We start from the raw sequence: 24,049 nt of genomic DNA, 5'->3' as shown, positions 1-24,049 counted from the left end.
AATATTCTCGCTCTAACTCGTTGGCCGCTCAGTTGAAGAAGCGCTGGCCGTTCTTGGCCATTTCACGCAGCTTGGCGGTCGGGTGGTACAGCGGCCCCAGGTCGGCGTACTGGTCGGCCAGGGCAACGAATTCGGCCACGCCGATCGAGTCGATGTAGCGCAGCGCACCACCGCGGAAGGGAGGGAAGCCAATGCCGTAGACCAGGCCCATGTCCGCTTCGGCAGCCGTTTCGACGATGCCGTCTTCCAGGCAGCGCACGGTTTCCAGGCACAGCGGTACCATCATCCAGTTGATGATGTCTTCGTCAGTGACTTCACGCTGCTCGAAGATGACCGGCTTGAGCACGTCGAGTACGGTGGCATCGAAGACTTTCTTCGGCTTGCCGCGCTTGTCGGTCTCGTAGGCGTAGAAGCCCTTGCCGTTCTTCTGGCCCAGGCGGTTGGCCTCGTACAGGGCGTCGACGGCGGAGCGGCGATCGTCCTTCATGCGGTCCGGGAAGCCTTCGGCCATCACGTCGCGGCCGTGGTGGCCGGTGTCGATGCCGACCACGTCCATCAGGTAGGCCGGGCCCATCGGCCAGCCGAACTTCTCCATGACCTTGTCGATGCGCACGAAGTCGACGCCAGCGCTGACCAGCTTGGCGAAACCGCCGAAGTACGGGAACAGCACACGGTTGACCAAAAAGCCCGGGCAGTCGTTGACCACGATCGGGTTCTTGCCCATTTTCTTGGCGTAGGCCACGGTGGTGGCGACGGCCACTTCACTGGACTTCTCGCCACGGATGACTTCGACCAGCGGCATCATGTGCACTGGGTTGAAGAAGTGCATGCCGACGAAGTTCTCGGGGCGCTTGAGCGCCTTGGCCAGCAGGTTGATGGAGATGGTCGAGGTGTTGGAGGCGAGGATCGCGCCCTCTTTGACCTGGCCTTCTACTTCCGCCAGCACGGCCTGCTTGACCTTCGGGTTCTCCACCACGGCTTCGACGACGATGTCGACGTTAGCGAAATCGCCGTAGGACAGGGTCGGGCGAATGGCGTTGAGCGCCTCGGCCATCTTCGCCGGGGTCAGGCGGCCCTTCTCGACGCGCTTGCCGAGCAGCTTGGAGGCTTCGTTCAGGCCCAGCTGGATGGCTTCCTCGCGGATGTCCTTCATCAGGATCGGCGTGCCTTTGACAGCCGACTGGTAGGCGATGCCGCCGCCCATGATACCGGCGCCGAGCACGGCAGCCTGTTTCACGTCGTGGGCGATCTCGTCGTGGGCCTTGGCCTTGCGCTTGAGCTCCTGGTCGTTGAGGAACAGGCCGATCAGGCTTTCGGCGACCGAGGTCTTGGCCAGCTTGGCAAAACCTGCCGCTTCCACTTCCAGGGCCTTATCACGGCCGAAGTTGGCGGCCTTCTGGATGGACTTGATGGCTTCGACCGGCGCCGGGTAGTTCGGGCCGGCCTGGCCGGCAACGAAGCCCTTGGCGGTCTCGAAGGCCATCATCTGTTCGATGGCATTGAGCTTGAGTTTTTCCAGCTTGGGCTGGCGCTTGGCCTTGTAGTCCAGCTCGCCGCTGATGGCGCGCTTGATCAGGTCCAGGGCACCGGCCTGCAGCAGCTCGGGTGCGACCACGGCGTCGACGGCACCGACTTTCAGGGCTTCTTCGGCGCGGTTTTCCTTGCCGGCGGCGATCCACTCGATGGCGTTGTCCGAACCGATCAGGCGCGGCAGGCGCACGGTACCGCCAAAGCCCGGGTAGATCCCCAGCTTGACTTCCGGCAGGCCGATCTTGGCGCTGCTGGACATGATGCGGTAATCGGCCGCCAGGCACATTTCCAGGCCGCCACCCAGGGCGATGCCGTTGATGGCCGCCACGGTCGGCACTTCGAGGTCTTCGAAGGCATTGAAGATGCGGTTGGCTTCCAGGTTGCCGGCAACCAGTTCGGCCTCGGGCAGCTTGAAGTTATCGACGAATTCGGTGATGTCGGCGCCGACGATGAACACGTCCTTGCCACTGCTGACGATCACGCCTTTCACCGAGGCGTCGGCCTTGATGGCGTCGACGGCCTGGCGCAGCTCTTCCAGGGTCAGGCGATTGAACTTGTTGACGGACTCACCCTTGAGGTCGAACTTCAGTTCGACGATGCCGCTTTCAAGAGCCTTAACCGTGATGGCTTTACCTTCGTAAATCATCAACTGATCTCCACGATATGGAAGCTGAACTGTACACGCCGATCGCTGGTGGGAAAGCAGCCTATCGCTGCCCTCGCCCCAGGCACACCCGTCAGCGCGCTAGTCGGGATTCTGTACGAGCGGTGTGACATACAAACGCTCAATTCATACGCCCGTTTGATTTGGGTATGCACACATTCTCCGAAAAGATCCGCGTTGTCAAATGCTCGCAAGCAGGGTGAAAACGCGACTTTGCGGTCATTTTCCATAGTCCGTGTGCAAAACGTGATGACAGTGATCGCAGATCATTCATGTCAGCAATCGACCACAAACCACGCACAATGCTGCATTTTTCTCATGCGCAGGTTCAAAGCTGGCTACACTGCTACTCGCTCCATGAAATTCCCGGCCTGCCTGGCCTTTTCTGCACTGCAGAAACGACAAAGCGGCAACCTGGCAGCACCTCCAAGGGTGCTGCCAGGTTGCCGCTTTGTCGTTGCAGCGCGAGCGTTAAGACGCCATCAGGCGAGGGTTTCGAACGCGTGGGCAATATCCTGCAATACAGATTTATCACCGCGCTCGCTCCAGTACAGGGCGAGCATGCGCTTGTCGGCCTCGACCTTGTAGACGGTTGCCGGCAAGCGCGCGAACACCTCGCTCAGGCGCGGCTCCTCGCACACTTCACGCCACTGGTTCCACCACACGCCAGGGCTGACCTGCCAGTAACACCAGCTGTCCTCATGGCCTCGGCGCCGCGCCCGGTGGTATTGCGGGCATGGGCTCGGTGGCTCGTTTTCCAGCCAGTGCGGCCACTTCTGCGGCGCCAGCTGCATGGCCAGGCCCATGCGCCGCGCCTCCAGGCGCAGGGTCATCTGCTCGCCCTGCTTGCGCGACAGGCGCAGCCACGAAAGCGGGCTGAGAATCAGCGCAAGGATTGACACCACCAGCCATACCGTCATATCTGTAGATTCCATAAAGCGTTGCAAATGAGCGGGTTACTCGGTTTCACGGATGACCTGCCCGAAAGCGACCATACTTCTACTATCGCGATTGTCAGGAGTACAGCTCATGTCCTACGAACATCTTCTGGTCGCCGTCGACCTCACCGAAGAGTGCGACCCGGTGATCAAACGTGCCATGAAGCTCGCCGAACCTACCGGAGCCAAGGTTTCGCTGGTGCATATCGTCGAACCCATGGCCATGGCCTTTGGTGGTGATGTGCCGATGGACCTGTCGCAACTGCAACAGCAGCAGTTCGACCAGGCCAAGGAGCGCATGGACCGGCTGTTCAACAAGTACCCGGACATCAACCGCGGTGATTCGCACCTCACCTACGGCCAGCCGCGCCAGGAAATCCACCAGCTGGCCAAGGACCAGCAGTGCGACCTGATCGTGGTGGGCAGCCATGGCCGGCATGGCCTGGCGTTACTGCTCGGGTCCACTGCCAATGACGTGCTGCATGGTGCGCCGTGCGATGTGCTGGCGGTGCGGTTGCAGAAGAAGGAATGATGTAGCCGGTACCGGCCTCATCGCCGGCAAGCCGGCTCCCACAGGGTTAGCTCAGATATTGAGAACCGTGTGGGAGCCGGCTTGCCGGCGATGAGGCCCGAAGGCCGAACTCAGCCTTCCAGCTCAGCCCAACGCTCTACCAGTACATCCAGCTCGCCCTGCAGTTTCTCGATCTGCGCCAGCACCGCCGTAGTCTCGGCGATCGGGCGCTGATAGAAGCCCGCAGCATTGACCTCTTCCTGTGCCACCGCCATGCGCTGCTCCAGCGCATCGATCTGCCCTGGCAACATCTCCAGCTCGCGCTGCAGCTTGTAGCTGAGCTTCTTCTTCGCCGCATCGGCCGCAGGTGCTACCGGCGCAGGCGCTGCTTCCTCAGCCACCTTCTCGACCACCGCACTGTTGAGCTCGGACTTGCCGCCCTTGCTCTCGGTGACGCCCAGCAGCTTCGGCGAACCACCCTGGCGGATCCAGTCTTCGTAGCCGCCAACATACTCGCGCACCTTGCCCTGGCCTTCGAATACCAGGGTGCTGGTGACCACGTTGTCGAGGAATGCCCGGTCGTGGCTGACCATCAGTACCGTGCCCTTGTAGTTGCACAGCACTTCTTCGAGCAGCTCGAGGGTTTCCACGTCGAGGTCGTTGGTCGGTTCGTCGAGCACCAGCAGGTTGGCCGGCTTGCTGAACAGCTTGGCCAGCAGCAAGCGCGCACGCTCACCACCAGACAACGCCTTGACCGGCGTGCGGGCACGTTGCGGGCTGAACAGGAAATCGCCCAGGTAGCTCAGCACATGGCGGCTCTGGCCATCGATGTCGATGAAGTCGCGGCCCTCGGCCAGGTTGTCGATCACAGTCTTTTCCAGCTCGAGCTGGTGGCGCATCTGGTCGAAATAGGCGACTTCCAGCTTGGTGCCGCGCTCGACCTTGCCCGAGGTAGGCTCCAGGTCGCCGAGCATCAGCTTGAGCAGGGTGGTCTTGCCGGTGCCGTTGGCGCCCAGCAGGCCAATGCGGTCTTCACGCTGCAGGACCATGGAGAAGTCCTTGACCAGCATCGGGCCGCCCGGGTGCGAGAAGCTGACGTTCTCCAGCACCATCACCTGCTTGCCGGACTTTTCCGCCGCTTCGATCTGGATGTTGGCCTTGCCCTGGCGGTCGCGCCGCTCGCTGCGCTCGACGCGCAGCGCCTTGAGCGCGCGCACCCGGCCTTCGTTACGGGTACGACGGGCCTTGATGCCCTGGCGGATCCACACCTCTTCCTGGGCCAGGCGCTTGTCGAACAGCGCGTTGGCGGTTTCCTCGGCGGCCAGGGCGGCCTCCTTGTGCACCAGGAAGCTGGCATAGTCGCCGTTCCAGTCGATCAGCCCGCCGCGGTCCAGTTCGAGGATGCGCGTGGCCAGGTTCTGCAGGAAGGAACGGTCGTGGGTGATGAACAGCACCGCGCCGTTGAAGCCGCTCAGGGCTTCTTCCAGCCAGGCGATGGCGCCGATGTCCAGGTGGTTGGTCGGCTCGTCGAGCAGCAGCAGGTCGGGCTCGGACACCAGTGCCTGGGCCAGCAGCACGCGGCGGCGCCAGCCACCGGAGAGCTCGGCCAGGGTCTTCTCGGCAGGCAGCTGCAGGCGGCTCAGGGTGCTGTCCACCACCTGCTGCAGGCGCCAGCCGTCACGGGCCTCGAGCTCGTGCTGCACGTGCATGAGCTTTTCCAGGTCTTCGTCGCCGTGGATGTTCTGGCTCAGGTGATGGTATTCGGCCAGCAGCTCGCCCACGCCGTCCAGGCCGGCGGCAACCACGTCGAACACGCTGCGCTCATCGGCCACCGGCAGCTCTTGCGGCAGTTCGCCGATCTTCAGCCCAGGGGCGCGCCAGATCTCGCCGTCATCGCCCTTCTGCTCGCCCTTTACCAGGCGCAGCATGCTGGATTTGCCGGTACCGTTGCGGCCGATGATGCACACCCGCTCGCCACGGGCGATCTGCCAGGACACTTTGTCCAGCAGCGGCATCGCGCCGAATGCGAGGGACACATCGCTGAATTTGAGCAGGGTCATGTTCGTCTCCAGAAAGCGGGCGCGCATTCTACCTGAGTTGGCCCATTCCGGCATTAAGTTGACTGCGCCGCCAGGGCATTGCGACATCCGGTCGACGTTAACGCATTGATACAAGCACAGTGCTTTCACCCGCTGCCGGCAAACGGCTAAGCTAAGGGCAATGCTTCCAACCGTGCTGGCTACGCCGTCACTTTCCCATGGTTCAACTGCCCGGACGTATCATGCGCAGCCGCCTGTTACAGATTGCTTCCTGCCTGCTGCTCACCGCCGCTACCGCCCATGTGGCGCAGGCCGCCGACCTTACCCTGCAGCGCCAGTACTACGATGAGGCCAAGCGTGCGCTGGCCAAGGGCGACAAGGGCCCTTACCTGCGCTATGCCCAGGCCCTGCGCGATTACCCGCTGACGCCCTACCTGGCCTACGACGAACTCACCGCACGCCTGAAAAGCGCCAGCAACGAGGAAATCGAAGGGTTCCTCGCCAAGCATGGCGACCTGCCCCAGGCCAACTGGATGAAGCTGCGCTGGTTGCGCTGGCTGGCCGAACGCGGCGAGTGGGACACCTTCGTCAAGTACTACGACCCCAAGCTCAACTTCACCGAGCTGGACTGCCTCAATGGCCAGTACGAACTGAGCCACGGCAAGCGCGCCGAAGGCTATGCCAACGCCGACAAGCTGTGGAACGTGGGCAAGTCGCAACCGGCCGCCTGCGACACCCTGTTCGGCATGTGGGCTGCCGAAGGCCAGCTCACCGAGGCCAAGCGCTGGAACCGCGCCAAGCTGGCGGCCCAGGCGCGCAACTACAGCCTGGCCAGCAGCCTGGTCCAGGGGCTCACCACCCTCGGCCCGCAAGGCCGCCTGCTGATCGATGTGGCGCAGAAGCCCGAGCTGCTCAACCAGCCTTCGCGCTTCATGCCGGCCAACGAAGCGATGTCCGACGTGGTCAGCCTCGGCCTGCGCCGCCTGGCCCGCCAGGACCCTGACCGGGCCATGGCGTTGCTCGACGACTATGCCCAGCGCATGCACTTCTCCCGCGACGAGAAGGTCGCCATCGCCCGCGAGATCGGCCTGACCCTGGCGCGCCGCTACGACCCGCGCGCCCTGGACCTGATGACGCGCTACGACCCGGAACTGCGCGACAACACCGTCAGCGAATGGCGCCTGCGCCTGCTGCTGCGCCTGGGCCGCTGGGAAGATGCCTACGAGCTGACCAAACGCCTGCCGCAGGACCTGGCCACCAGCAACCGCTGGAAGTACTGGCAAGCGCGCAGCCTGGAGCTGGCCCAGCCGAACAACCCGCAGGTTCCACAGCTGTACAGAAACGTGGCGCGCGAGCGTGACTTCTATGGTTTCCTCGCCGCCGACCGGGCGCAGACGCCGTACCAGTTGAACAACAAGCCGCTGGTGCTGAGCCCTGCCCTGGTCAGCAAGGTGCGCAACACCCCGGGCGTGCAGCGCGCGCTGGAGTTCCATGCTCGCGGGCAGATCGTCGAAGGCCGCCGCGAGTGGTACCACGTCAGCCGCCACTTCACCCGTGACGAAATGGTCGCCCAGGCTCGCCTGGCCTACGACCTGCGCTGGTACTTCCCGGCCATTCGCACCATCAGCCAGGCGCAGTACTGGGACGACCTGGACATCCGCTTCCCGATGGCCCACCGCGATACCCTGGTACGCGAAGCCAAGGTGCGCGGCCTGCATTCGAGCTGGGTGTTCGCCATCACGCGCCAGGAAAGCGCCTTCATGGAAGATGCACGCTCCAGCGTCGGCGCCAGCGGCCTGATGCAGCTGATGCCGGCCACGGCCAAGGAAACCGCGCGCAAGTTCAGCATTCCGCTGGCATCGCCACAGCAGGTGTTCAACCCGGACAAGAACATTCAGCTGGGCGCCGCTTACCTGAGCCAGGTGCACAGCCAGTTCAATGGCAACCGGGTGCTGGCCTCGGCGGCCTACAACGCGGGCCCAGGGCGGGTACGCCAGTGGCTCAAGGGCGCCAAGCACCTGAGCTTCGACGTGTGGGTGGAGTCGATCCCGTTCGACGAGACGCGCCAGTACGTGCAGAACGTGCTGTCGTATTCGGTGATCTACGGGCAGAAGCTCAATGCGCCACAACCGCTGGTGGACTGGCATGAGCGGTATTTCGATGACATGTAAGTGATCGTGGGCCTGTGCCGGCCCTGTCGCGGATTCATCTGCGACAGGGCCGGCACAGCCTTGATTGTCACTCCAGGATTTCCACTTCCATCCCCACTTCCAGCCAACCACTGCCATCCACGGCCAGGTTCTGCCCGAACAGGATATCCCCCTCCTTCTCCCGGAAGGTCTTCAAGGTGGTCAGCGGTTCACGGTCTGGGCTGCGCTCCCCGGTCGCCGGATCGAGCGTGGTAAAGATGCACCGCACGCTGGGCTTGAGCACCCGAAACTCCAGCGCGCCGATGCGAATCCGTTTCCAGCCGTCCTCGGCGAAGGGCTCAGTACCCTGCACCACCAGGTTGGGCCGAAAACGCAACATCTCCATCGGCCGCCCTACCCGCCGGCTCAACTCATCCAGCGAGCCCTGGCCTATCAGCAGCAATGGGAAACCATCGGGAAACGCCGCGCGGTCACTGTTCAGGCCGTAGCCGCTGGGCAGGTAGCGCGCCCGCTGCTCGGGGCAATGGACCAGGCGCACCGGCTTGCCCAGCAGCTGCGACAACCAGGCCGCCGCCTCATCGCCCGCGTCGGGTACGCGCAAGGTGTCACGCCAGATGGTCACCCCACGCAGGCTGTCGTCGCCAGCCGGCACCGCCACCCGCAGCGCTGCCAACCCCGGCGCCTGAAGCAGCAGCTCGCCGGCTTCGCCTTCGCTTGCCTTGAGCAGCCCTAGCTGGGGCCATGCACGCTGGGTAAGGAAGCGTCCGTTCTCTTCCTCGACCACCATCCAGCGGCGGTCCCCCTGCAACCCCAGCAGGCCCACCGGCGAGCCCTGCAAGCGTTGCGCCTGCCCCGACTTCACCGGGTATCGATACAACTCACTCAGAAACATCCCTGCCTGCCTCGTGCCATGCCAAAACGCCAAGCTTATACCTGGCAGGCCCAGGGATCACGCAGTGGCAGCATCCAGCAGCAGGCGTTGCTTGACCACATCGACCAGGCGGTCGGGCTGGAACTTGGAAAGGAAGTTGTCGCAACCCACCTTTTTCACCATCGACTCGTTGAAGCTGCCCGACAGCGAGGTATGCAGCACCACGTACAACTGGCGCAGGCGCGCATCGCTGCGAATCTCGGTAGTGAGGCGGTAGCCGTCCATCTCCGGCATCTCGGCGTCGGTGAACACCATCAGCAGTTTTTCGCACACATCCTCACCGGCGTCGGCCCAGCCCTTGAGCATGCGCAGGGCCTTCAGGCCATCGCTGGCCACATGCAGTTTCACCCCCAGTTGCGAGAGGGTGTCACGCAGTTGCGCCAGCGCCACGCTGGAGTCATCCACCAGTAGCACTTCACGGCCACGTGCACGCGCCAGCACCGGGTCGGCGAGCTTGTCGCCAGACACCCTGGCGTTGTAGGGCACGATTTCGGCCAGCACCTTCTCCACGTCGATCACCTCCACCAGCTGCTCGTCCACCTTGGTGATGGCCGTCAGGTAGTGTTGGCGTCCGGCGCTGGTGGGCGGCGGCATGATGGCTTCCCAGTTCATGTTGACGATGCGGTCCACCCCACCCACCAGAAACGCCTGCACCGAGCGGTTGTACTCGGTGACGATGATGGTGCTGTCCGGCCCCGGCTGCAGCGGGCGCATGCCGATCGCCTGGGACAGGTCGATCACCGGCAGGGTCTGCCCGCGCAGGTTGACCACGCCGCAGACGAACGCATGGCGCTGGGGCATCAAGGTCAGCTTCGGCAGTTGCAGCACCTCCTGCACCTTGAACACGTTGATCGCGAACAGCTGGCGACCGGCCAGGCGAAACATCAGAATTTCCAGTCGGTTCTCACCCACCAGTTGCGTGCGTTGGTCTACCGTGTCGAGAATGCCAGCCATTGGAAAACCCCCGGGCTTGAGTGGGAAAAAGGTGAATTCATTCACCCTGTATCGGCCGCTTGGGACGCAGCTTGACCCCCGCGAGAAAATGCCGCACAGGCAATTGATATCACATTACCATCATGCTTTACTGCGGGCATCGCCACCTTGGATCCATTCACGCGCTCAAGCGTCGCACCCTAGGCAACCATCAGGGAAACCCCTAGTGGCAATCGGGTGCAACCTGATGTTCGCGATATCCTTTAGCCATTAATGTGACGCCATTCTCACTGCATGAATGGAGTCAGGCTCTTGCTAGCGATCGACATGGCGTGGCCATCCCTTGCTCCTGCCCTACGCGCCGGAGTGTCATGATGGACAACATCGTCTTCCCCAACAGCGCCTTGCAGGAGTTCCTGCTCGATGCGCAGGTCTTGCTGACCCAGACCCAGGAATGCCTGCAGCACCTGGAGCTGATCGCCAATGACCCGGACGCCTGTCACTGCCTGAACAACGCCCTCGACACCCTGGCCCGCCGCGCCAGTGGCCTGAACCTGCACGAAGTCGCCCATTACGCCGCAGCCCTGCAGGCGCTGCTCGCGCCGGCCTGCCAGCAGCTGCACGTGCACAGCGAGGTGCTGCCTGCGCTGGATGCCTGCCTGACCCTGCTGGCCTGGCAGCTGGAACTGGTGGACCTGCGCACCGGCCGCCTTGCCCTCGATACCAGCGAGCAAGCGGCGCTGCTGCACGACCTGGCCAACGCGCTCGGCCAACCCGTGCCGCAAATGTGTGCCCCTTGCCATGAAACTGGCAGTAGCTGCCTCCACCCCCATGCACCTGTGGCTAAACACTCGCATGCACTAACAAGTGCATCCAGGCGCAACTAAAGGCACTGTACGCGGTTATTTCAACGCAAACTTGTCAGGTGATAAGCAGCCATTTCGAGCCATACGCCAACAGTGGCACATCGCCACTTATCGGCACCGTCGAGCCCCCGTGTTCCCCCCGTAATTCCTGAGCTTTCAAAGCATTACCCAGTCGCGACCAAAGCAGTTCGAAGTGATACCATGCGCACTAACAAAACCCGGCCACCCGTATATGAATCGCTTTCCACGCGCACTTGCCCAGTGTTGAAAGCTCGACGCCAACGCCTCTGGTAAAACATGTGCAAGGCCTCCATCAGCAAGACTTCAGTGGCTTCCCTATCTATGTCCCCACGCTTGAAGATCCCTCTGCGTCGCTGTTCTCGCGCCACCTTGCTGCGCTGGGCGACGGCGATGCTGTGCGTGGTGTCGCTGATCGCCAACCTGTCGCTGGTGGCCCTGCAAGCCCTGCCCGCTGGCCTGCTGCTGTTGCAGCTCATCGCCACCCTTGGCGTCTGCTGGCACCTGAGCCACGGCGCACGGTCGATCAGCATGCGCCCGGCGGAACTGGCCGACCGCATGCTCAAGGTGCAGGAAAGCGAGCGCCAGCATCTGAGCCGCGAACTGCATGACGACATCGGCCAGCTGCTGACGGCCGCCAAACTGCAGCTCGACTGGCTGCAGCGGCGCGTGCCTGGCGAGCTGCAAGCGCACTGCGGCGCGTTGCGCAGTACCCTGGAAGACTCCCTGAGCAAGGTGCGCGACGTCTCTGCCATCCTCAACCCGCGGCAACTGGCCAGCCTTGGCCTCGAGGCCAGCCTGCGCGCGCACCTGGTGCGCACCCTGGCAAACAGCGACGTGCACTGGAGCCTGGAGTGCCAGCAGCGGCTGGGCGGCGTGTCGGAGGAAGTGGCCATGGCAGCCTTTCGCATTACCCAGGAAGCGGTGACCAACATGTTGCGCCATGCCCAGGCAAGCAACCTGACCATCCGCCTGCAGCGCAGCCCCAGCGGCTTGGCCTTGATGATCCAGGACGATGGCCTGGGCTTCATCCCCGCCAGCAACCCGGCCGAGGCGGGCCAGCGTGGCATGGCCGGCATGCAGGAGCGCGCCACCGCACTCAAGGGCAGCTTGCAAATCACCAGCCAGCTGGGCCTGGGCACGCGCATCGAAGCCTTGTTCCCGTGGCCACCGCGCACCCATGAACGTGCCAGGACTCCGCACTCGCCATGACCTGTAGATTGCTGCTGGTGGATGACCACTCGCTGATCCGCGCCGGGGTGCGTGCCCTGGTGTCCGATATCCCCGGCTACACCGTGGTTGGCGAAGCCGACGATGGCGACCAGTTGCTCGAACAGGCCCTGCAGCTGGCGCCCGATATCGTCCTGCTGGACATTTCCATGCGCTCGACCAGCGGCCTGGATGCCCTCACTTCCCTGCGCGCCACCGGCAACACCTGCAAGGTGCTGATCCTGTCCATGCACACCGACCCGGACCTGATCATGCGCGCGCTGGAAAGCGGCGCCCACGGCTACCTGCTCAAGGATGCCACCGCCACCGAGCTCGAGCAGGCGCTGACCGCGTTGCGCAGTGGCGAGCGCTACTTGAGCCCGGCCATCGCCCACACCGTGATCAACCAGGCGCTGATGCGTGCCCAACGCGGCAAGCAGGCACCCGCCGACCGCCACAACCTGACCGCGCGGCAACTGGAAATCCTGCGCCTGATCGTGCGCGGCAAATCCACCCGGGAAATCGCCAGCGGCCTTGGCCTGTCGATCAAGACCGTGGAAACCCACCGCTCGCAAATCATGAAGCGCCTGCAGATCTACGACGTTGCCGGCCTGGTGCTGTTTGCCGTGCGCGAGAAGATCATCAGCCTGGACGACTGAGCAGCGGCGAGTTCGCCGGCAAGTGCAGGCGCAAGGCCGCGGGGCAGGCCTCGAAGCGCAGGCTGTTGGCCTGCAGCGGTTCGCCATCGAGGTTGATGTCCAGGCCTTTGGAGCACTTGATCTCAACCCAGGGCAAGCGAGCCCGCACGAACAGCCCCTGCCCTGCCAGCAACTCGCGCAACGCGCCGACCACTTCCTGCGGCGCCGGCAGAATGGCCACGTCGAGCAAACCGTCGTCCACCCACGCCTGCGGGCACAACACCTGCCCGCCGCCGGCCTGACGGCCATTGCCGATGCCCAGCGCCAGCAGCTCGCCCTGCCACTGGAAGCCCGGCCCGGTCAGCTCCACCGTCGCAGCCTGCAGCTCGCTGAAACGGGACAGCCCGGTGAACAGGTAGGCGGCCGCGCCCAGCACCTTCTTCAAATCCTCGGACGTGCTGGCGGTGACCTGGCTGCCAAAGCCGCCCGTGGCCATGTTCAGGAACCATTGATCGCCCACACGCCCCAGGTCGATCAGCCGCGCCGGCTGGTCGAGCAAGGCCAGGGCTTCGCCAGGCTGCAGTGAAACACCGGCGGCCTTGGCAAAGTCGTTGGCGGTGCCCAACGGCAGCAGCGCCAGGCTGGCATCGGTGGCCGCCTGGCCCATGGCCTCGGCCACATCGCGCAGGGTGCCATCACCGCCGCCGGCGACCACATGGGTGTAGCCTGCCGCCAGCGCTTCGCCGACCAGGCGCTGGGCATCACCCGCTTCCCAGGTCACCCGCACATCCAGTTTCCAGCCCCGCTCGCGCATGGCCGACACGGCCTGGCGCACCTCTTCGTTCATCGCCTGCTTGCCATGCAGGATCAACATCGCCTTGCGCGTTTGCATAGCGCCTCTCCATGGGGGCTTGTCAGTCCAGATCTCGACCACAGGCGCAGGCAGAATGCTGCATGCCTGCGGCAAATTCATTACGGCTCGAAGGGTTATTTACCCAGAAACGTACAAAAAATAGCCAGATTCACACAAATATCATTGAAAGCTTTTCGCATTGGGCGCATGATCGACAAAATTTTGGCCTTCATGGATGATGCCGTTGTGAAAAGTCGGTTTTTTGACTTTGCCCGCCAGAACCCTGACAGGTCGCAAGTTCCCCTTCATCGCGCCGCCACCCGGCGCCCTGAGTCGAGGCTGTGAAATGAGCGTTCTGATCCCCTGCATCATCGCTGGCGGTGCTGGCACTCGCCTGTGGCCGGTATCCCGCGAGGCCATGCCCAAACCCTTCATGCGCTTGCCCGATGGCCAAAGCCTGCTGCAAAAGACCTTTGCCCGCGCCAGTGCGCTACCGGGCGTGGGCCGCGTGCTGACGGTCACCAACCGCGAGGTGTTCTTCCGCACCCAGGACGAGTACCGCCAGGTCAACCCCGGCAACCTGCCGCTGGATTACCTGCTCGAAACCAACGGGCGCAACACCGCCCCCGCCATTGCCGCAGCCGCGCTGCACTGCGCGCGGCACTACGGTGAAGACAGCGTGCTGCTGGTGATGCCCGCCGACCATGTGATCGAGGACTTCGAGGCGTTTGCCGTAGCGGTGGGCCAGGCCCAGGCACTGGCGAGCGAAGGCTGGTTGAGCACCTTCGGCCTGCTGCCCGACCGCGCAGAAACCGGCTTCGGCTACATAGAACAAGGCCCGGCGCTGGGCGAACACGCCCATCAGGTTGCCGCCTTCGTGGAAAAACCCGACGCCCTTACCGCCCGCGAGTACCTCGAAGGCGGTCGTCACCTGTGGAATGCCGGCATGTTCTGCCTGCACGTGGGCACCCTGCTGGCCGAGCTGCACAAGCACGCCCCGCAAGTGCTGGCCAGCGTCAGCGAATGCCTCGAACGCAGCGCGATCAAGCAGGGCGATGGCACCCTGCAGGTGGAGCTAGACCCCGAAAGCTTCGCCCAAGCCGAGGACATCTCCATCGACTACGCGCTGATGGAGCGTTCCGACCGGGTGGCCGTGGTCCCCTGCGAACTGGGCTGGAACGATATCGGCAGCTGGGAGGCGGTGCGCGGTCTGCGCCACAGCGACGACGACGGCAACCACTGCAACGGCGAAACCGTGCTGCACGACGTGCACAACTGCTACATCGATTCGCCCAAGCGGCTGGTCGGCGCGGTGGGGCTGGACAACCTGATCGTCATCGATACGCCCGACGCCCTGCTGATCGCCGATGCCGCGCGCAGCCAGGAAGTCAAGGTCATTGCCCAGCAGCTCAAGCACCAGGGCCACGACGCCTACCGCCTGCACCGCACGGTCACGCGCCCGTGGGGCATGTACACCGTGCTCGAGGAAGGCCCGCGCTTCAAGATCAAGCGCATCATGGTGCGCCCTGGCGAATCGCTGTCGCTGCAGATGCACCATCACCGCAGCGAACACTGGATCATCGTCAGCGGCATGGCCTGCGTGACCAACGGTGAAGAAGAGTTCCTGCTCGACACCAACGAGTCGACCTTCATCAAGCCTGGCCGTACCCACCGCCTGACCAACCCCGGCGTCATCGACCTGGTGATGATCGAGGTGCAAAGCGGCGAGTACCTGGGCGAAGACGACATCGTGCGCTTTACTGATATCTACGGACGCGTCCCGGCAGCAGCGATTGGCTGAGTGCACTCAGGGGGCGCGTTTTTTGTCCGCGGCCTTTCACGAGGATTCCGGTTCATGCGCATACTCTGGACGCTGCCCTACCTGCCCTGGCCCACCACCAGCGGCTGCAAGACCCGGCAATACCACCTGCTGCGCGCCCTCGCGCAGCATGGCCATCGGATCACCTTGCTGGTGCAGTCCAAAGTGCCCCTCAGCGATGCCACCCGCGAAGCCCTGGAACCGCTGCTCGAGCGCCTGATCGTGATCCCCAGGCGCGCCGTGCACAGCCCGCTCAACCTCTTGGCCTCGCCGATCATCGACTACCCCATGCGGGCGATCATCAACGGCCTGGCGCCGTGCCTGCGGCATCGCTTCGAGCAGTTGCTGGACGAGCCCTGGGACGTGATCCAGATCGAGCACAGCTACAGCTTCCAACCGTTCGAAAAAGCCCTGCAGGCCCGCGGCCTGCCCTACATGCTCACCGAGCACACGCTGGAATCGGTGATGGGCGCCGCCTGCCACGATCGCCTTCCCTTGTGGCTGCGCCCACTCAATGCCTTCGACCGCTGGCGCTATCGGCGCTGGGAACAGCGCGTGCTGCGCCAGCCCAGCGAGGTGGTGGCGGTGAGCGCGCACGACGCCGAGCTGATCGGGCAGATCAGCGGGCGGACGGTGAACGTGGTGGTCAACGGCGTCGACTGCGACTACTACCAGGACGTGCGCCCGGCCCTGCACAGCCAGCGCCTGCTGTTCGTCGGCAACTTCGAGTACGGCGCCAACCAGGAAGCGGTCGAATGGGCGCTGGAGGAAATTCTCCCGCAGGTGTGGATGAGCAATCCGGCGGTGCGCCTGGCGATTGCCGGGCATGCCCTGCCGGCCAGCTGGAAACTGCACTGGAATGACCCGCGTATCGAATGGATCGGCTATCGCCCCGACCTGCGCGAGCTGCAACGGCGCTCGGCGCTGTTCTTCGCGCCGCTGCGCTACGCCGGGGGCTCCAAGGTGAAGATCCTCGAAGCCATGGCCGCCGGGCTACCGGTGATCACCACTCGCAAGGGGGTATCAGGGCTTGCGGCGAACAACGGCGAGCACTACCTGGGCAGCGATGACGGTGACCAGCTGGCGCTGTCGATCACCCAGCTACTCAACCAGCCCTGGCGCATGTGCCAGATGAGCGAGGCCGGCCGCCAGTTTGCCCGGCAACGCCACGACTGGAGCGTTGCCGCGCAGCAACTGGAAAACGTGCACATGCGCCTGACCCAGTCGGCGCCGGCCGATCTCACCCAACGCGGCGCGAGCTGGGTCGGCCGCTCAACCGAGTAGTTCGCTCAACGGAATGAACGGCACGCTATCGCCCACCTTCGGCGTGCTGCCTTCACGCACCTCGACCAGGCCTTCGGCCCAGGCGGCGCTGCGCAGCACGCCGGAGCTCTGGTTCTTGTAGATACGCACCTGGCCATTGTCGATGCGGGCGCGCAAGTACTCGCGCCGGGTACCGGCCTTGGGCCAATCGAAACCTGCGGGTACCTCGAACTGCAGCGGCGTGACGGCGCTTACCCCCTGGCGCCGCAGCAGGTAAGGCCGGGTGAGCAGGCCAAAGGTGACCAGCGTCGAGGCCGGGTTGCCGGGCAGGCCAATCACCGGCACGCCCTGGTAGTGGCCGAAGGTCAACGGCTTGCCCGGTTTGATCGCCAGCTTCCACAGCGCCAGTTCACCCGCTTCGCGCAGCGCCGCGCCCAGGTAGTCGGCCTCGCCGACGGAAACGCCGCCGGTGGACAGGATCAGGTCGACATCGCCCAGGCTGGCCAGGCACTCACGGGTGCGCGCCAGGTCATCGGGCAGGATACCCATGTCGCGCACCTCGCAGCCCAGGCGCTGCAACCAGCTCACCAGCAGGCGCCGGTTGCTGTTGTAGATCTGCCCCGGGCCCAGCGGCAAGCCTGGCTCGACCAGTTCGTCACCGGTAGACAGCACCGCCACGCGCACCCGGCGCACCACCTGCAGGTGGGCATGCCCCAGGGTCGCCGCCAGGCCCAGCTCGATCGGCCCCAGGCGCGTGCCGGCCACCATCACCTGCTCGCCCTTGCGGGTTTCCTGGCCTTGCGGGCGAACGTTCTGGTCGAGCTGCAAAGGCTCGAGGAAGCGCACCCGGCCGTCTTCGAGCACCTGGGTGTTTTCCTGCATCTCGACGCAATCGGCACCGGCGGGCAATGGCGCGCCGGTGAAGATGCGCGCGCAGGTGCCAGGCTGCAGCGGCTCGGGAGCGTGGCCGGCGAAAATCCGCTGGCTCACCGGCAACGGCTCGCCCACGTTGTCGGCCAGGCGCAGGGCATAGCCGTCCATGGCGCTGTTCGGCCACGGCGGTAGATCGAGCGAGGCCACCAGGTCGGCTGCCAGCACGCGGCCCTCGGCTTCAGCCAGGGAAACCTCTTCGAGCTCTTTGATCGGCGCTGCCTCGGCCAGTGCCAGCAGGCGTTCGAGGGCTTCTTCCACCGGCATCAGCGGCCGGGCTTGGGTTGCCTCAGCCACGGCTGTCACAGGCCGCTACCTGCTTCAGGTGGGGCACGAAGTTGCAGGGGCGATGACGGGCGTCGAGCTGTTCGGCGAGGATGCCGTCCCAGCCGGTGCGCACGGCATTGGTCGAGCCTGGCAGGCAGCACACCAGGGTGCCGTTGGCCAGGCCGGCCAAGGCCCGCGATTGCACGGTGGAGGTGCCGATGTCAGGTACGGAAATCTGCCGGAACAGCTCACCGAAACCGTCCACCTGCTTGTCCAGCAGGCAGGCCACGGCTTCCGGGGTGCTGTCGCGGCCGGTGAAGCCGGTGCCGCCGGTGATCAGCACCACTTGCACGCTGTCGTCGGCAATCCAGGTGGCGACCTGGGCGCGGATCTTGTACAGGTCGTCCTTGAGCAGCACGCGGGCGGCCAGCTGATGGCCCGCGCCGGTCAGGCGGTCGACGAACATCTGGCCGGAGGTGTCGGTTTCGAAGGTACGGGTGTCGCTGACCGTCAGCACGGCGATGTTCAGCGCCACGAAGGGGGTATCTGCCTTGGCTTTCATGAGTGTCCGTCGCAGGAGAGGGAATCGCGCATTTATATCACAGCAGGCCCCACGCCAACCTTTGCAGATCCAGGTCAACACCTCGTCATCAAGGCTATGCTGAAAATGCAAAGGAACTTGCGCAGACGCACCGCGTCATAAACGTCATCTAGCACCATTGCACTGGAGAAACACGATGATTCAACGGACTCTTCCCGCCTTCTTCCTCGCCCTCGGCCTTGGCGCCCTCGCCGGCTGCGCTTCGCCGAGCGTGATCACCCTGAACGATGGCCGCGAAATCCAGGCGGTGGATACCCCGTCCTTCGACGAGGACTCCGGGTTCTACGAATTCAAGCAGCTCGACGGCAAGGTCATGCGCCTGAACAAGGACCAGATCCGCACCGTCAAAGAGCTCTGATTCGCCCCCTGTTTTGGGCATAAGCCCTTTTAACAACAAGGGCTTGCGCTCAAAAATGCGATGCAGTAGGATTTCGTTCATCGGAGTGTAGCGCAGCCAGGTAGCGCGTCTCGTTCGGGACGAGAAGGCCGCAGGTTCGAATCCTGTCTCTCCGACCAAATCCTGTTCAAAAAGCCCGCCTTGCGCGGGCTTTTTGTTGCCTCGAAGAATCCGCCGGGCGCTTTTACGAGCGCCCGGCGCCCTCTCAGGCGGTAAGCCGCGAGGTCACTTCGCCCAGCTGCCCCGACAGCCCATGCAGACGCTGCCCGGCCTGCTCGGTGTGCTGCACGGCCTCCTGGTTGGCCGTGGCGATACGGGTGATTTCGATCAGGTTGCGCGAGATGTCTTCGGCAACGCTGGTCTGCTCCTCGGCCGCCGTGGCGATCTGCCGGTTCATGTCGCGGATCGCCTCCACCGCAGTGGTGATGCGCTGCAGCATCTGCCCGGCCTGCTGCACCTGCTCGGCGCCCTCCTCGCTGCGCTGCTGCCCGCTCTCGATGGCCTTGACCGCTTCCAGCGCGCCCGACTGCACCGCCTCGATGATCTGGTGAATTTCGGCAATCGAGGCTGCGGTGCGCTGGGCCAGGCTGCGCACCTCGTCGGCGACCACGGCAAAACCACGCCCGGCCTCGCCGGCACGGGCAGCCTCGATCGCCGCGTTGAGCGCCAGCAGGTTGGTCTGCTCGGCAATGCCGCGGATCACTTCCAGCACCTTGCCGATGCGCGAGCTGTCGTTTTCCAGGTCGCGGATCACCGCCGCGGTGCCGGCGATTTCACGGTTGACCACGCCGATGATATCGATGGTCTGCTGCATGACCTGTTCGCCGGCCTGGGCACTGTGGTCGGCGTCATCGGCAGCCCGTGCCGCTTCAGCCGCGTGGCGCGCCACTTCCTGGGCGGTGGCGGACATCTCGTGCATCGCCGTGGCCACCTGGTCGGTGCGCTGGAACTGGTCATGGGTGCCGCGGGCCATGTCGCCGGCGATGTTGCGCAACTGGCCACTGGCGCCTTCGAGCTCCTGGGCGTTGTCCTTGAGGCGGCCCACGGTGTCGGCGAGAAAATCGCGCAGGGTATTGGCTGCCCGCGCCAGGCGGCCCAGCTCGTCCTCGCGGCGGCTGTCGACGCGCTCGGCAAAGCGGCCCTGGCTCAATTGCGCAACGTACTCGATCAGTTGCCGAATCGGCTCGATCAGGCTGCGGTTGACGCGCCACAAGCTGAGCAGGCCCACCAGCAAGGCCGAACCGAGCATCACCAGCACGCCCACCCATACCGTGCGTTCGGCGCTGGCATTGATGCTGGTGGCGCGGGTGCGGGCCTCGGCGCGCAACTGCTCGACCAGCGCGCTCATCTGCTCGCTGGCCGCACGGTCGACGCCTTTGACAGCCTGGTCACCCGCCACCGGGTCGCCACCGGCAGCCAGAAACGCCTGGCGCCCCTGCGCATAGGCCAGGCCCAATTGGCGGTGGGTGTCACGCAGCTGCTGCAAGGGCGCCTTCAATGCCCCATCGCTGCTGTCGATCAGTTGCCCGAGCAATTGCTGAACCTGCTGCTCGCGCGCCTGGAACTGCTGCCAGTATTTGTCCAGCTCGGCCGGCTGACGCCCGCGCAGCAGCACGTTCTTCCATTCCTGCACCTGGATCTTGAACTGCAGGTTGGCTTCATCGATGGTTTGCGAAGCCCGCAGCGGCCCATCGACCAGTTCGGCATAGCCCCGCACGCTGGAGGACAGGAACTGGAAACACACCAGGGCGATCAGCAGGATCGCCGCCAGGCTGGCGCCGAGCAAGGTGAGAATTTGCACTCTGAGGGATTTACGCAACATCGCGGATCTCGGGAACAAGAAAGTAGGAAACGGCGCCATTGGCAGCGCCGCGACAGACATCCATGTCCTCGTTCGCAGGCCAAAAAAAAGCTGCCATCGGTCGATAGCAGCCAGGTCGAGCACTTACGCAACAGTTGAAGCTCATACTCTCAGGCAATTGCTACAGAAATGTTACAAATTGACGATGGCTTAGCCGTTGCTGAACTGCAGTGCGGCCAGGCGCGCATACAACGCGTTTTCTTCGATCAATTGCCGATGGCTGCCCACTGCCACCACCTGCCCCTTGTCGATGACGGCGATACGGTCGGCATGCTGCACCGTGGCCAGGCGGTGGGCGATGACCAGCGTGGTGCGGCCCGCCATCAGGCTGGGCAGGGCTTGCTGGATCAGGTACTCGCTCTGCGCATCGAGGGCGCTGGTGGCTTCATCGAGCAGCAGGATCGGGGCATCCACCAGCAACGCGCGGGCAATCGCCAAGCGCTGGCGCTGGCCACCCGACAGGCCGATGCCGCCCTCGCCGAGCAGGGTCTGGTAACCCTGGGGCAACTGGCGGATGAATTCGTCGGCATGGGCGCCGCGTGCGGCCGCCTGCACTTCGGCCAGGCTCGCCTCGGGCCGGCCATAGCGAATGTTGGCTTCGACGGTGCCACGAAACAGCGCCGGGTTCTGTGCCACCAAGGCGAACTGGCGGCGCAGGTCGCTGGGCTCAAGCGCGGTGATCGGCACGCCATCGAGCACAATGCGCCCTTGCTGCGGGTCGTAAAAGCGCAGCAGCAAGTCGAACAAGGTCGACTTGCCTGCCCCCGAAGGCCCCACCAGCGCCAGCGTCTGGCCGGGCTCGATGGCCAGGCTGAGGTGGTCGATGGCCGCCACCGTGGGCCGCGAAGGGTAGGCAAACACCACCTGCTGCAACTCGATGCGCCCGCCGCCAGGCTGCGGCAGCGCCACCGGCGCCTCGGGTGGCAAGATTGCGCTGCGCGCCGCCAGCAATTCGGCGATGCGCTCGGCCGCACCGGCGGCGCGCTGCAGTTCGCCGATCACTTCGCTGAGGGTGCCGCAGGCACTGCCGACGATCAGGCTGTAGAACACGAACGCCGCCAGGTCGCCCGCCGAGATGCGCCCGGCGATCACATCCATGCCGCCGACCCACAACATCACCCCCACCGCGCCCAGCACCAGCACGATCACCAGGGTGATCAGCCAGGCACGCTGGGCGATGCGCCGGCGGGCCACGGCAAAGGCCGCCTCGACCGTGTCGGCGAACAGCGCCTGGTCCCGTGCCTGGTGGTTGTAGGCCTGCACGGTCTTGATCTGACCCAGGGTTTCGGCCACGTAGCTGCCCACGTCCGCTACCCGGTCCTGGCTTTGCCGCGACAGCCTGCGCACGCTGCGGCCGAACAGCAGGATCGGCGCCAGCACCAGCGGCAGGGCCAGCACCACGATGCTGGTGAGCTTGACGTTGGTGATGAACAACAGCACCACGCCGCCGATCACCATCAGCACATTGCGCAGGAACATCGACAGCGACGAGCCGATCACCGACTGCAGCAGGGTGGTGTCGGTGGTCAGCCGCGACTGGATTTCCGAACTGCGGTTGTCTTCGAAGAAGCCCGGGTGCAGCCCGACCAGGTGATCGAACACGGCCCGGCGGATGTCGGCCACGCAGCGCTCGCCGATCCAGGAAACCAGGTAGAAGCGGCTGAAGGTGCCGATCGCCAGCGCCAGCACCAGCAGCAGAAACAGGCCGATGGTCTGGTTGAGCTGGTGCGCCGAGCGGGTCATGAAACCCTGGTCGACCAGCAGGCGGATGCCCTGGCCCATGGACAGGGTGATGCCTGCGGTCACGATCAGCGCCAGCAATGCCAGCAGGGCCTGACGGCGGTAAGGGCGAATGAATTGCCAGCCGAGGCGCAAGGCGCGGCGTTGGCGAGTGGAAACCGGTTCGGGCATGACGCAGACCAGGGCAGCGGAAAAAACGCAGACTACCACCCCCGCGCCGCTCGAGTGGCTATAGCCCAACGTTCTAAGGGGCCTCTGGAGGTTTTTGCCGCTTTCTGTTGGACTGTGGAAGTCCGTGGCACCTGTAATTTCTTGTCACAGGCCGGTCACGGCACAGGTTTACCTTGATATTGGACCTGATGAGGAGACAGTGAATGAGCTTGCAGCATGGCAGCGACTCCCCGAAAACCCAGAGCGCCCCGCAACCCAAGGCCTGTGGCTCGATCATCGACGCCGACGGCCATGAGGTTCCGATTACCGAGCAGATGATTCAGCAGGCTTGCAAGAAGCTTGAGGAAAGCCGGGTCGAAAAAGTGCGAAAGGGTTGAACCGCGAATGCCTTGCGGCCCGGCGCTTGCGCCGGGTTTTTATTGCCTGGGAAAGGTGCTTGGGCCTCATCGCCGGCAAGCCGGCTCCCACAGAACCAGCGTCGAACCTGTGGGAGCCGGCTTGCCGGCGATGAGGCCGGAGCAGCATCACAACACCGTCAGACCACCACCCCACCCAACGCACTGACCATCTGCACCAGCTGCGGCGCCTCGCCCCGCACCCGCACTGCCAGCCCTTCGATCTCGCGCCGTGGCGGGTAATGCTTGCGCAGCTGATCGAACGCGGCGCGCTGCTCGCCCACCTCGTCACTTAAGCTGCGGCGGAAATCGGCATCGTCACGGCGCGGGTCATACACCGCCCGGCACAAGGTCGCCAGCGCCCACTCAAGGTCTGCCTCGCCATCCAGCTCGACCTGGGCCAAGGGCGGGCGCGGCAGCAAGTCGGCCAGTTGCACCTGCTCGGCCTGGCCCAGGAACCGGCACAGGGCCTGGTAGATCTGCGCCGTGCCGCGCTGGCGGCCGTCCAGGCTGTAGCCGGCGATGTGCGGCGTGGCCAGGGTGCACAGGTCGGCCAGTTGCAGGTCGACCTGTGGCTCGCCTTCCCATACATCCAGCACCGCGTGCACATCTTCGCGGTCCAGCAGCAGCTCGCGCAGGGCCGCGTTGTCGACCACCGGCCCACGGCTGGCGTTGATCAGCCAGGCGCCGGGGCGCAGGCGCGCCAGTTGCTCGCCCGCCAGCAGGTGCCAGGTGGGGTATTCGCCGTCGCGCTGCAGCGGCGTGTGCAGGCTGATCACGTCGCATTGGTCGAGGATGGCCTGCAGGCTGACGAAGTCGCCGCCCTCGCGCGCCTGGCGCAGCGGGTCGCAGACCAGCACCTTCCAGCCCAGGCCGCGCAGCACGCGGACCAAGCGGCCGCCCACTTCACCGGCACCGACCACGCCATACACGCGCTGCGCCAACCCAACGCCGTCGAGCTCGGCCAGGGTCAGCAAGCTGCCCAGCACGTAGTCGACCACGCCGCGGGCGTTGCAGCCCGGGGCGCTGCTCCAGTGGATGCCGGCCTCGGCGAAGTAGCCAAGGTCGAGGTGGTCGGTACCGATGGTGCAGGTGCCGACGAAGCGCACGTTGCTGCCTTCGAGCAGTTGCCGGTCGACCTTGGTCACCGAGCGCACCAGCAGCACATCGGCGTCTTTGACGCTGGCCGCGTCGAGGCTCCTGCCGGGGTAACGTCGGATCTCGCCGAAGCCTTCGAAGAAGGCATCGAGCAGCGGGATATTCTCGTCGGCAACTATCAGCATGGCGCTCTCCTGTCAGGGGAACGCAGTGTAGGCGCTACGGCG

20 protein-coding genes, 1 tRNA gene and 1 pseudogene are annotated in these 24,049 nt (G+C 64.7%); 10 read left to right on the top strand and 12 right to left on the bottom strand.

Going from position 1 to position 24,049, the window contains the following annotated elements:
• Positions 1-28: 28 nt before the first annotated feature.
• Complete coding sequence (gene fadB / locus ACIPG5_RS01015) at positions 29-2,176, bottom strand: fatty acid oxidation complex subunit alpha FadB (protein WP_401372886.1); 2,148 nt, start codon at positions 2,174-2,176, stop codon at positions 29-31.
• A gap of 500 nt (positions 2,177-2,676) precedes the next feature.
• Complete coding sequence (locus ACIPG5_RS01010) at positions 2,677-3,114, bottom strand: hypothetical protein (protein WP_176511677.1); 438 nt, start codon at positions 3,112-3,114, stop codon at positions 2,677-2,679.
• A 109-nt stretch (positions 3,115-3,223) separates the two neighbouring features.
• Between ACIPG5_RS01010 and ACIPG5_RS01005 the strand changes: the two genes are divergently transcribed.
• Positions 3,224-3,664 (top strand): universal stress protein, encoded by a 441-nt coding sequence (locus tag ACIPG5_RS01005; RefSeq protein ID WP_176511676.1) that lies wholly within the window; start codon positions 3,224-3,226, stop codon positions 3,662-3,664.
• A 110-nt stretch (positions 3,665-3,774) separates the two neighbouring features.
• Here the strand turns inward: ACIPG5_RS01005 and ACIPG5_RS01000 are convergent, their stop codons facing one another.
• On the bottom strand, positions 3,775-5,703 hold the full coding sequence (locus ACIPG5_RS01000) for an ATP-binding cassette domain-containing protein (protein WP_176511675.1): 1,929 nt from the start codon (positions 5,701-5,703) through the stop codon (positions 3,775-3,777).
• A 221-nt stretch (positions 5,704-5,924) separates the two neighbouring features.
• Between ACIPG5_RS01000 and ACIPG5_RS00995 the strand changes: the two genes are divergently transcribed.
• On the top strand, positions 5,925-7,853 hold the full coding sequence (locus ACIPG5_RS00995) for a transglycosylase SLT domain-containing protein (protein ID WP_176511674.1): 1,929 nt from the start codon (positions 5,925-5,927) through the stop codon (positions 7,851-7,853).
• 67 nt (positions 7,854-7,920) lie between these two features.
• Here the strand turns inward: ACIPG5_RS00995 and ACIPG5_RS00990 are convergent, their stop codons facing one another.
• Both ACIPG5_RS00990 and ACIPG5_RS00985 read right to left on the bottom strand, forming a co-directional pair.
• Complete coding sequence (locus ACIPG5_RS00990) at positions 7,921-8,724, bottom strand: MOSC domain-containing protein (RefSeq protein WP_401372882.1); 804 nt, start codon at positions 8,722-8,724, stop codon at positions 7,921-7,923.
• Between the two features lie 57 nt (positions 8,725-8,781).
• A complete protein-coding gene (locus ACIPG5_RS00985) occupies positions 8,782-9,717 on the bottom strand; it encodes a chemotaxis protein CheV (RefSeq protein ID WP_236235583.1) in 936 nt (311 codons plus the stop codon).
• Between the two features lie 353 nt (positions 9,718-10,070).
• On the opposite strand from ACIPG5_RS00985, the gene ACIPG5_RS00980 reads away from it, so the two are divergent.
• The 3 genes from ACIPG5_RS00980 to ACIPG5_RS00970 all read left to right on the top strand — a co-directional run bounded on the left by ACIPG5_RS00980 (position 10,071) and on the right by ACIPG5_RS00970 (position 12,448).
• Complete coding sequence (locus ACIPG5_RS00980; protein WP_401372880.1) at positions 10,071-10,583, top strand: histidine kinase; 513 nt, start codon at positions 10,071-10,073, stop codon at positions 10,581-10,583.
• Positions 10,584-10,904: 321 nt separating this feature from the next.
• On the top strand, positions 10,905-11,792 hold the full coding sequence (locus tag ACIPG5_RS00975) for a sensor histidine kinase (protein WP_176511670.1): 888 nt from the start codon (positions 10,905-10,907) through the stop codon (positions 11,790-11,792).
• Entirely contained in the window at positions 11,789-12,448 is a 660-nt protein-coding gene (locus ACIPG5_RS00970; protein WP_176511669.1) for a response regulator transcription factor, read from the top strand. The genes ACIPG5_RS00975 and ACIPG5_RS00970 overlap by 4 nt, the downstream gene beginning before the upstream one ends.
• Here the strand turns inward: ACIPG5_RS00970 and yegS are convergent.
• Complete coding sequence (gene yegS, locus ACIPG5_RS00965; protein ID WP_401372877.1) at positions 12,432-13,319, bottom strand: lipid kinase YegS; 888 nt, start codon at positions 13,317-13,319, stop codon at positions 12,432-12,434. The two genes, ACIPG5_RS00970 and yegS, sit on opposite strands and share 17 nt — an antisense overlap.
• Positions 13,320-13,626: 307 nt before the next feature.
• On the opposite strand from yegS, the gene ACIPG5_RS00960 reads away from it, so the two are divergent.
• Together ACIPG5_RS00960 and ACIPG5_RS00955 are read left to right on the top strand one after the other, a co-directional pair.
• Positions 13,627-15,081 carry a mannose-1-phosphate guanylyltransferase/mannose-6-phosphate isomerase gene (locus tag ACIPG5_RS00960; RefSeq protein WP_176511667.1) on the top strand — a complete coding sequence of 485 codons (1,455 nt, stop codon included), beginning with the start codon at positions 13,627-13,629 and terminating at the stop codon, positions 15,079-15,081.
• A gap of 54 nt (positions 15,082-15,135) precedes the next feature.
• Positions 15,136-16,383 carry a glycosyltransferase family 4 protein gene (locus tag ACIPG5_RS00955; protein WP_401372875.1) on the top strand — a complete coding sequence of 416 codons (1,248 nt, stop codon included), beginning with the start codon at positions 15,136-15,138 and terminating at the stop codon, positions 16,381-16,383.
• Here the strand turns inward: ACIPG5_RS00955 and glp are convergent.
• Positions 16,372-17,598 (bottom strand): gephyrin-like molybdotransferase Glp, encoded by a 1,227-nt coding sequence (gene glp, locus ACIPG5_RS00950; RefSeq protein ID WP_401372873.1) that lies wholly within the window; start codon positions 17,596-17,598, stop codon positions 16,372-16,374. The two genes, ACIPG5_RS00955 and glp, sit on opposite strands and share 12 nt — an antisense overlap.
• The gene (gene moaB / locus ACIPG5_RS00945) at positions 17,582-18,121 is read right to left on the bottom strand and encodes a molybdenum cofactor biosynthesis protein B (RefSeq protein ID WP_176511664.1); all 540 of its coding nucleotides are present in this window, start codon (positions 18,119-18,121) and stop codon (positions 17,582-17,584) included. Before moaB ends, glp begins: the two co-directional genes overlap by 17 nt.
• Positions 18,122-18,296: 175 nt before the next feature.
• Here moaB and ACIPG5_RS00940 point away from each other — a divergent pair, with 175 nt between their 5' ends.
• Positions 18,297-18,518 (top strand): YgdI/YgdR family lipoprotein, encoded by a 222-nt coding sequence (locus ACIPG5_RS00940; RefSeq protein WP_176511663.1) that lies wholly within the window; start codon positions 18,297-18,299, stop codon positions 18,516-18,518.
• A gap of 81 nt (positions 18,519-18,599) precedes the next feature.
• Positions 18,600-18,676, top strand: a tRNA-Pro gene (locus ACIPG5_RS00935).
• Positions 18,677-18,762: 86 nt separating this feature from the next.
• On the opposite strand, the gene ACIPG5_RS00930 is transcribed toward ACIPG5_RS00935, so the two are convergent.
• The 3 genes and pseudogenes from ACIPG5_RS00930 to ACIPG5_RS00920 form a co-directional block, all read right to left on the bottom strand.
• Entirely contained in the window at positions 18,763-19,476 is a 714-nt protein-coding gene (locus ACIPG5_RS00930; protein WP_371871923.1) for a methyl-accepting chemotaxis protein, read from the bottom strand.
• Positions 19,477-19,647: 171 nt separating this feature from the next.
• Positions 19,648-19,806 (bottom strand): annotated as a pseudogene (locus ACIPG5_RS00925) (HAMP domain-containing protein); the annotation flags it as partial.
• A 762-nt stretch (positions 19,807-20,568) separates the two neighbouring features.
• Positions 20,569-22,329, bottom strand: coding sequence for an ABC transporter transmembrane domain-containing protein (locus tag ACIPG5_RS00920; protein WP_401372870.1), 1,761 nt, complete (start codon positions 22,327-22,329; stop codon positions 20,569-20,571).
• Positions 22,330-22,532: 203 nt separating this feature from the next.
• Here ACIPG5_RS00920 and ACIPG5_RS00915 point away from each other — a divergent pair, with 203 nt between their 5' ends.
• Positions 22,533-22,706, top strand: coding sequence for a PA1571 family protein (locus ACIPG5_RS00915; RefSeq protein ID WP_176511660.1), 174 nt, complete (start codon positions 22,533-22,535; stop codon positions 22,704-22,706).
• 158 nt (positions 22,707-22,864) lie between these two features.
• On the opposite strand, the gene pdxB is transcribed toward ACIPG5_RS00915, so the two are convergent.
• Positions 22,865-24,007, bottom strand: a complete 1,143-nt coding sequence (gene pdxB / locus ACIPG5_RS00910; RefSeq protein ID WP_401372868.1) for a 4-phosphoerythronate dehydrogenase PdxB — start codon at positions 24,005-24,007, stop codon at positions 22,865-22,867.
• Positions 24,008-24,049 lie beyond the last annotated feature (42 nt).

Source organism: Pseudomonas sp. NPDC087029 (genome assembly GCF_044745345.1).
Taxonomy (GTDB): Bacteria; Pseudomonadota; Gammaproteobacteria; order Pseudomonadales; family Pseudomonadaceae; genus Aquipseudomonas; species Aquipseudomonas faucium.
The sequence above is the reverse complement of the archived record's forward strand: the minus strand, read 5'-3'. Positions and strand labels throughout refer to the sequence as shown.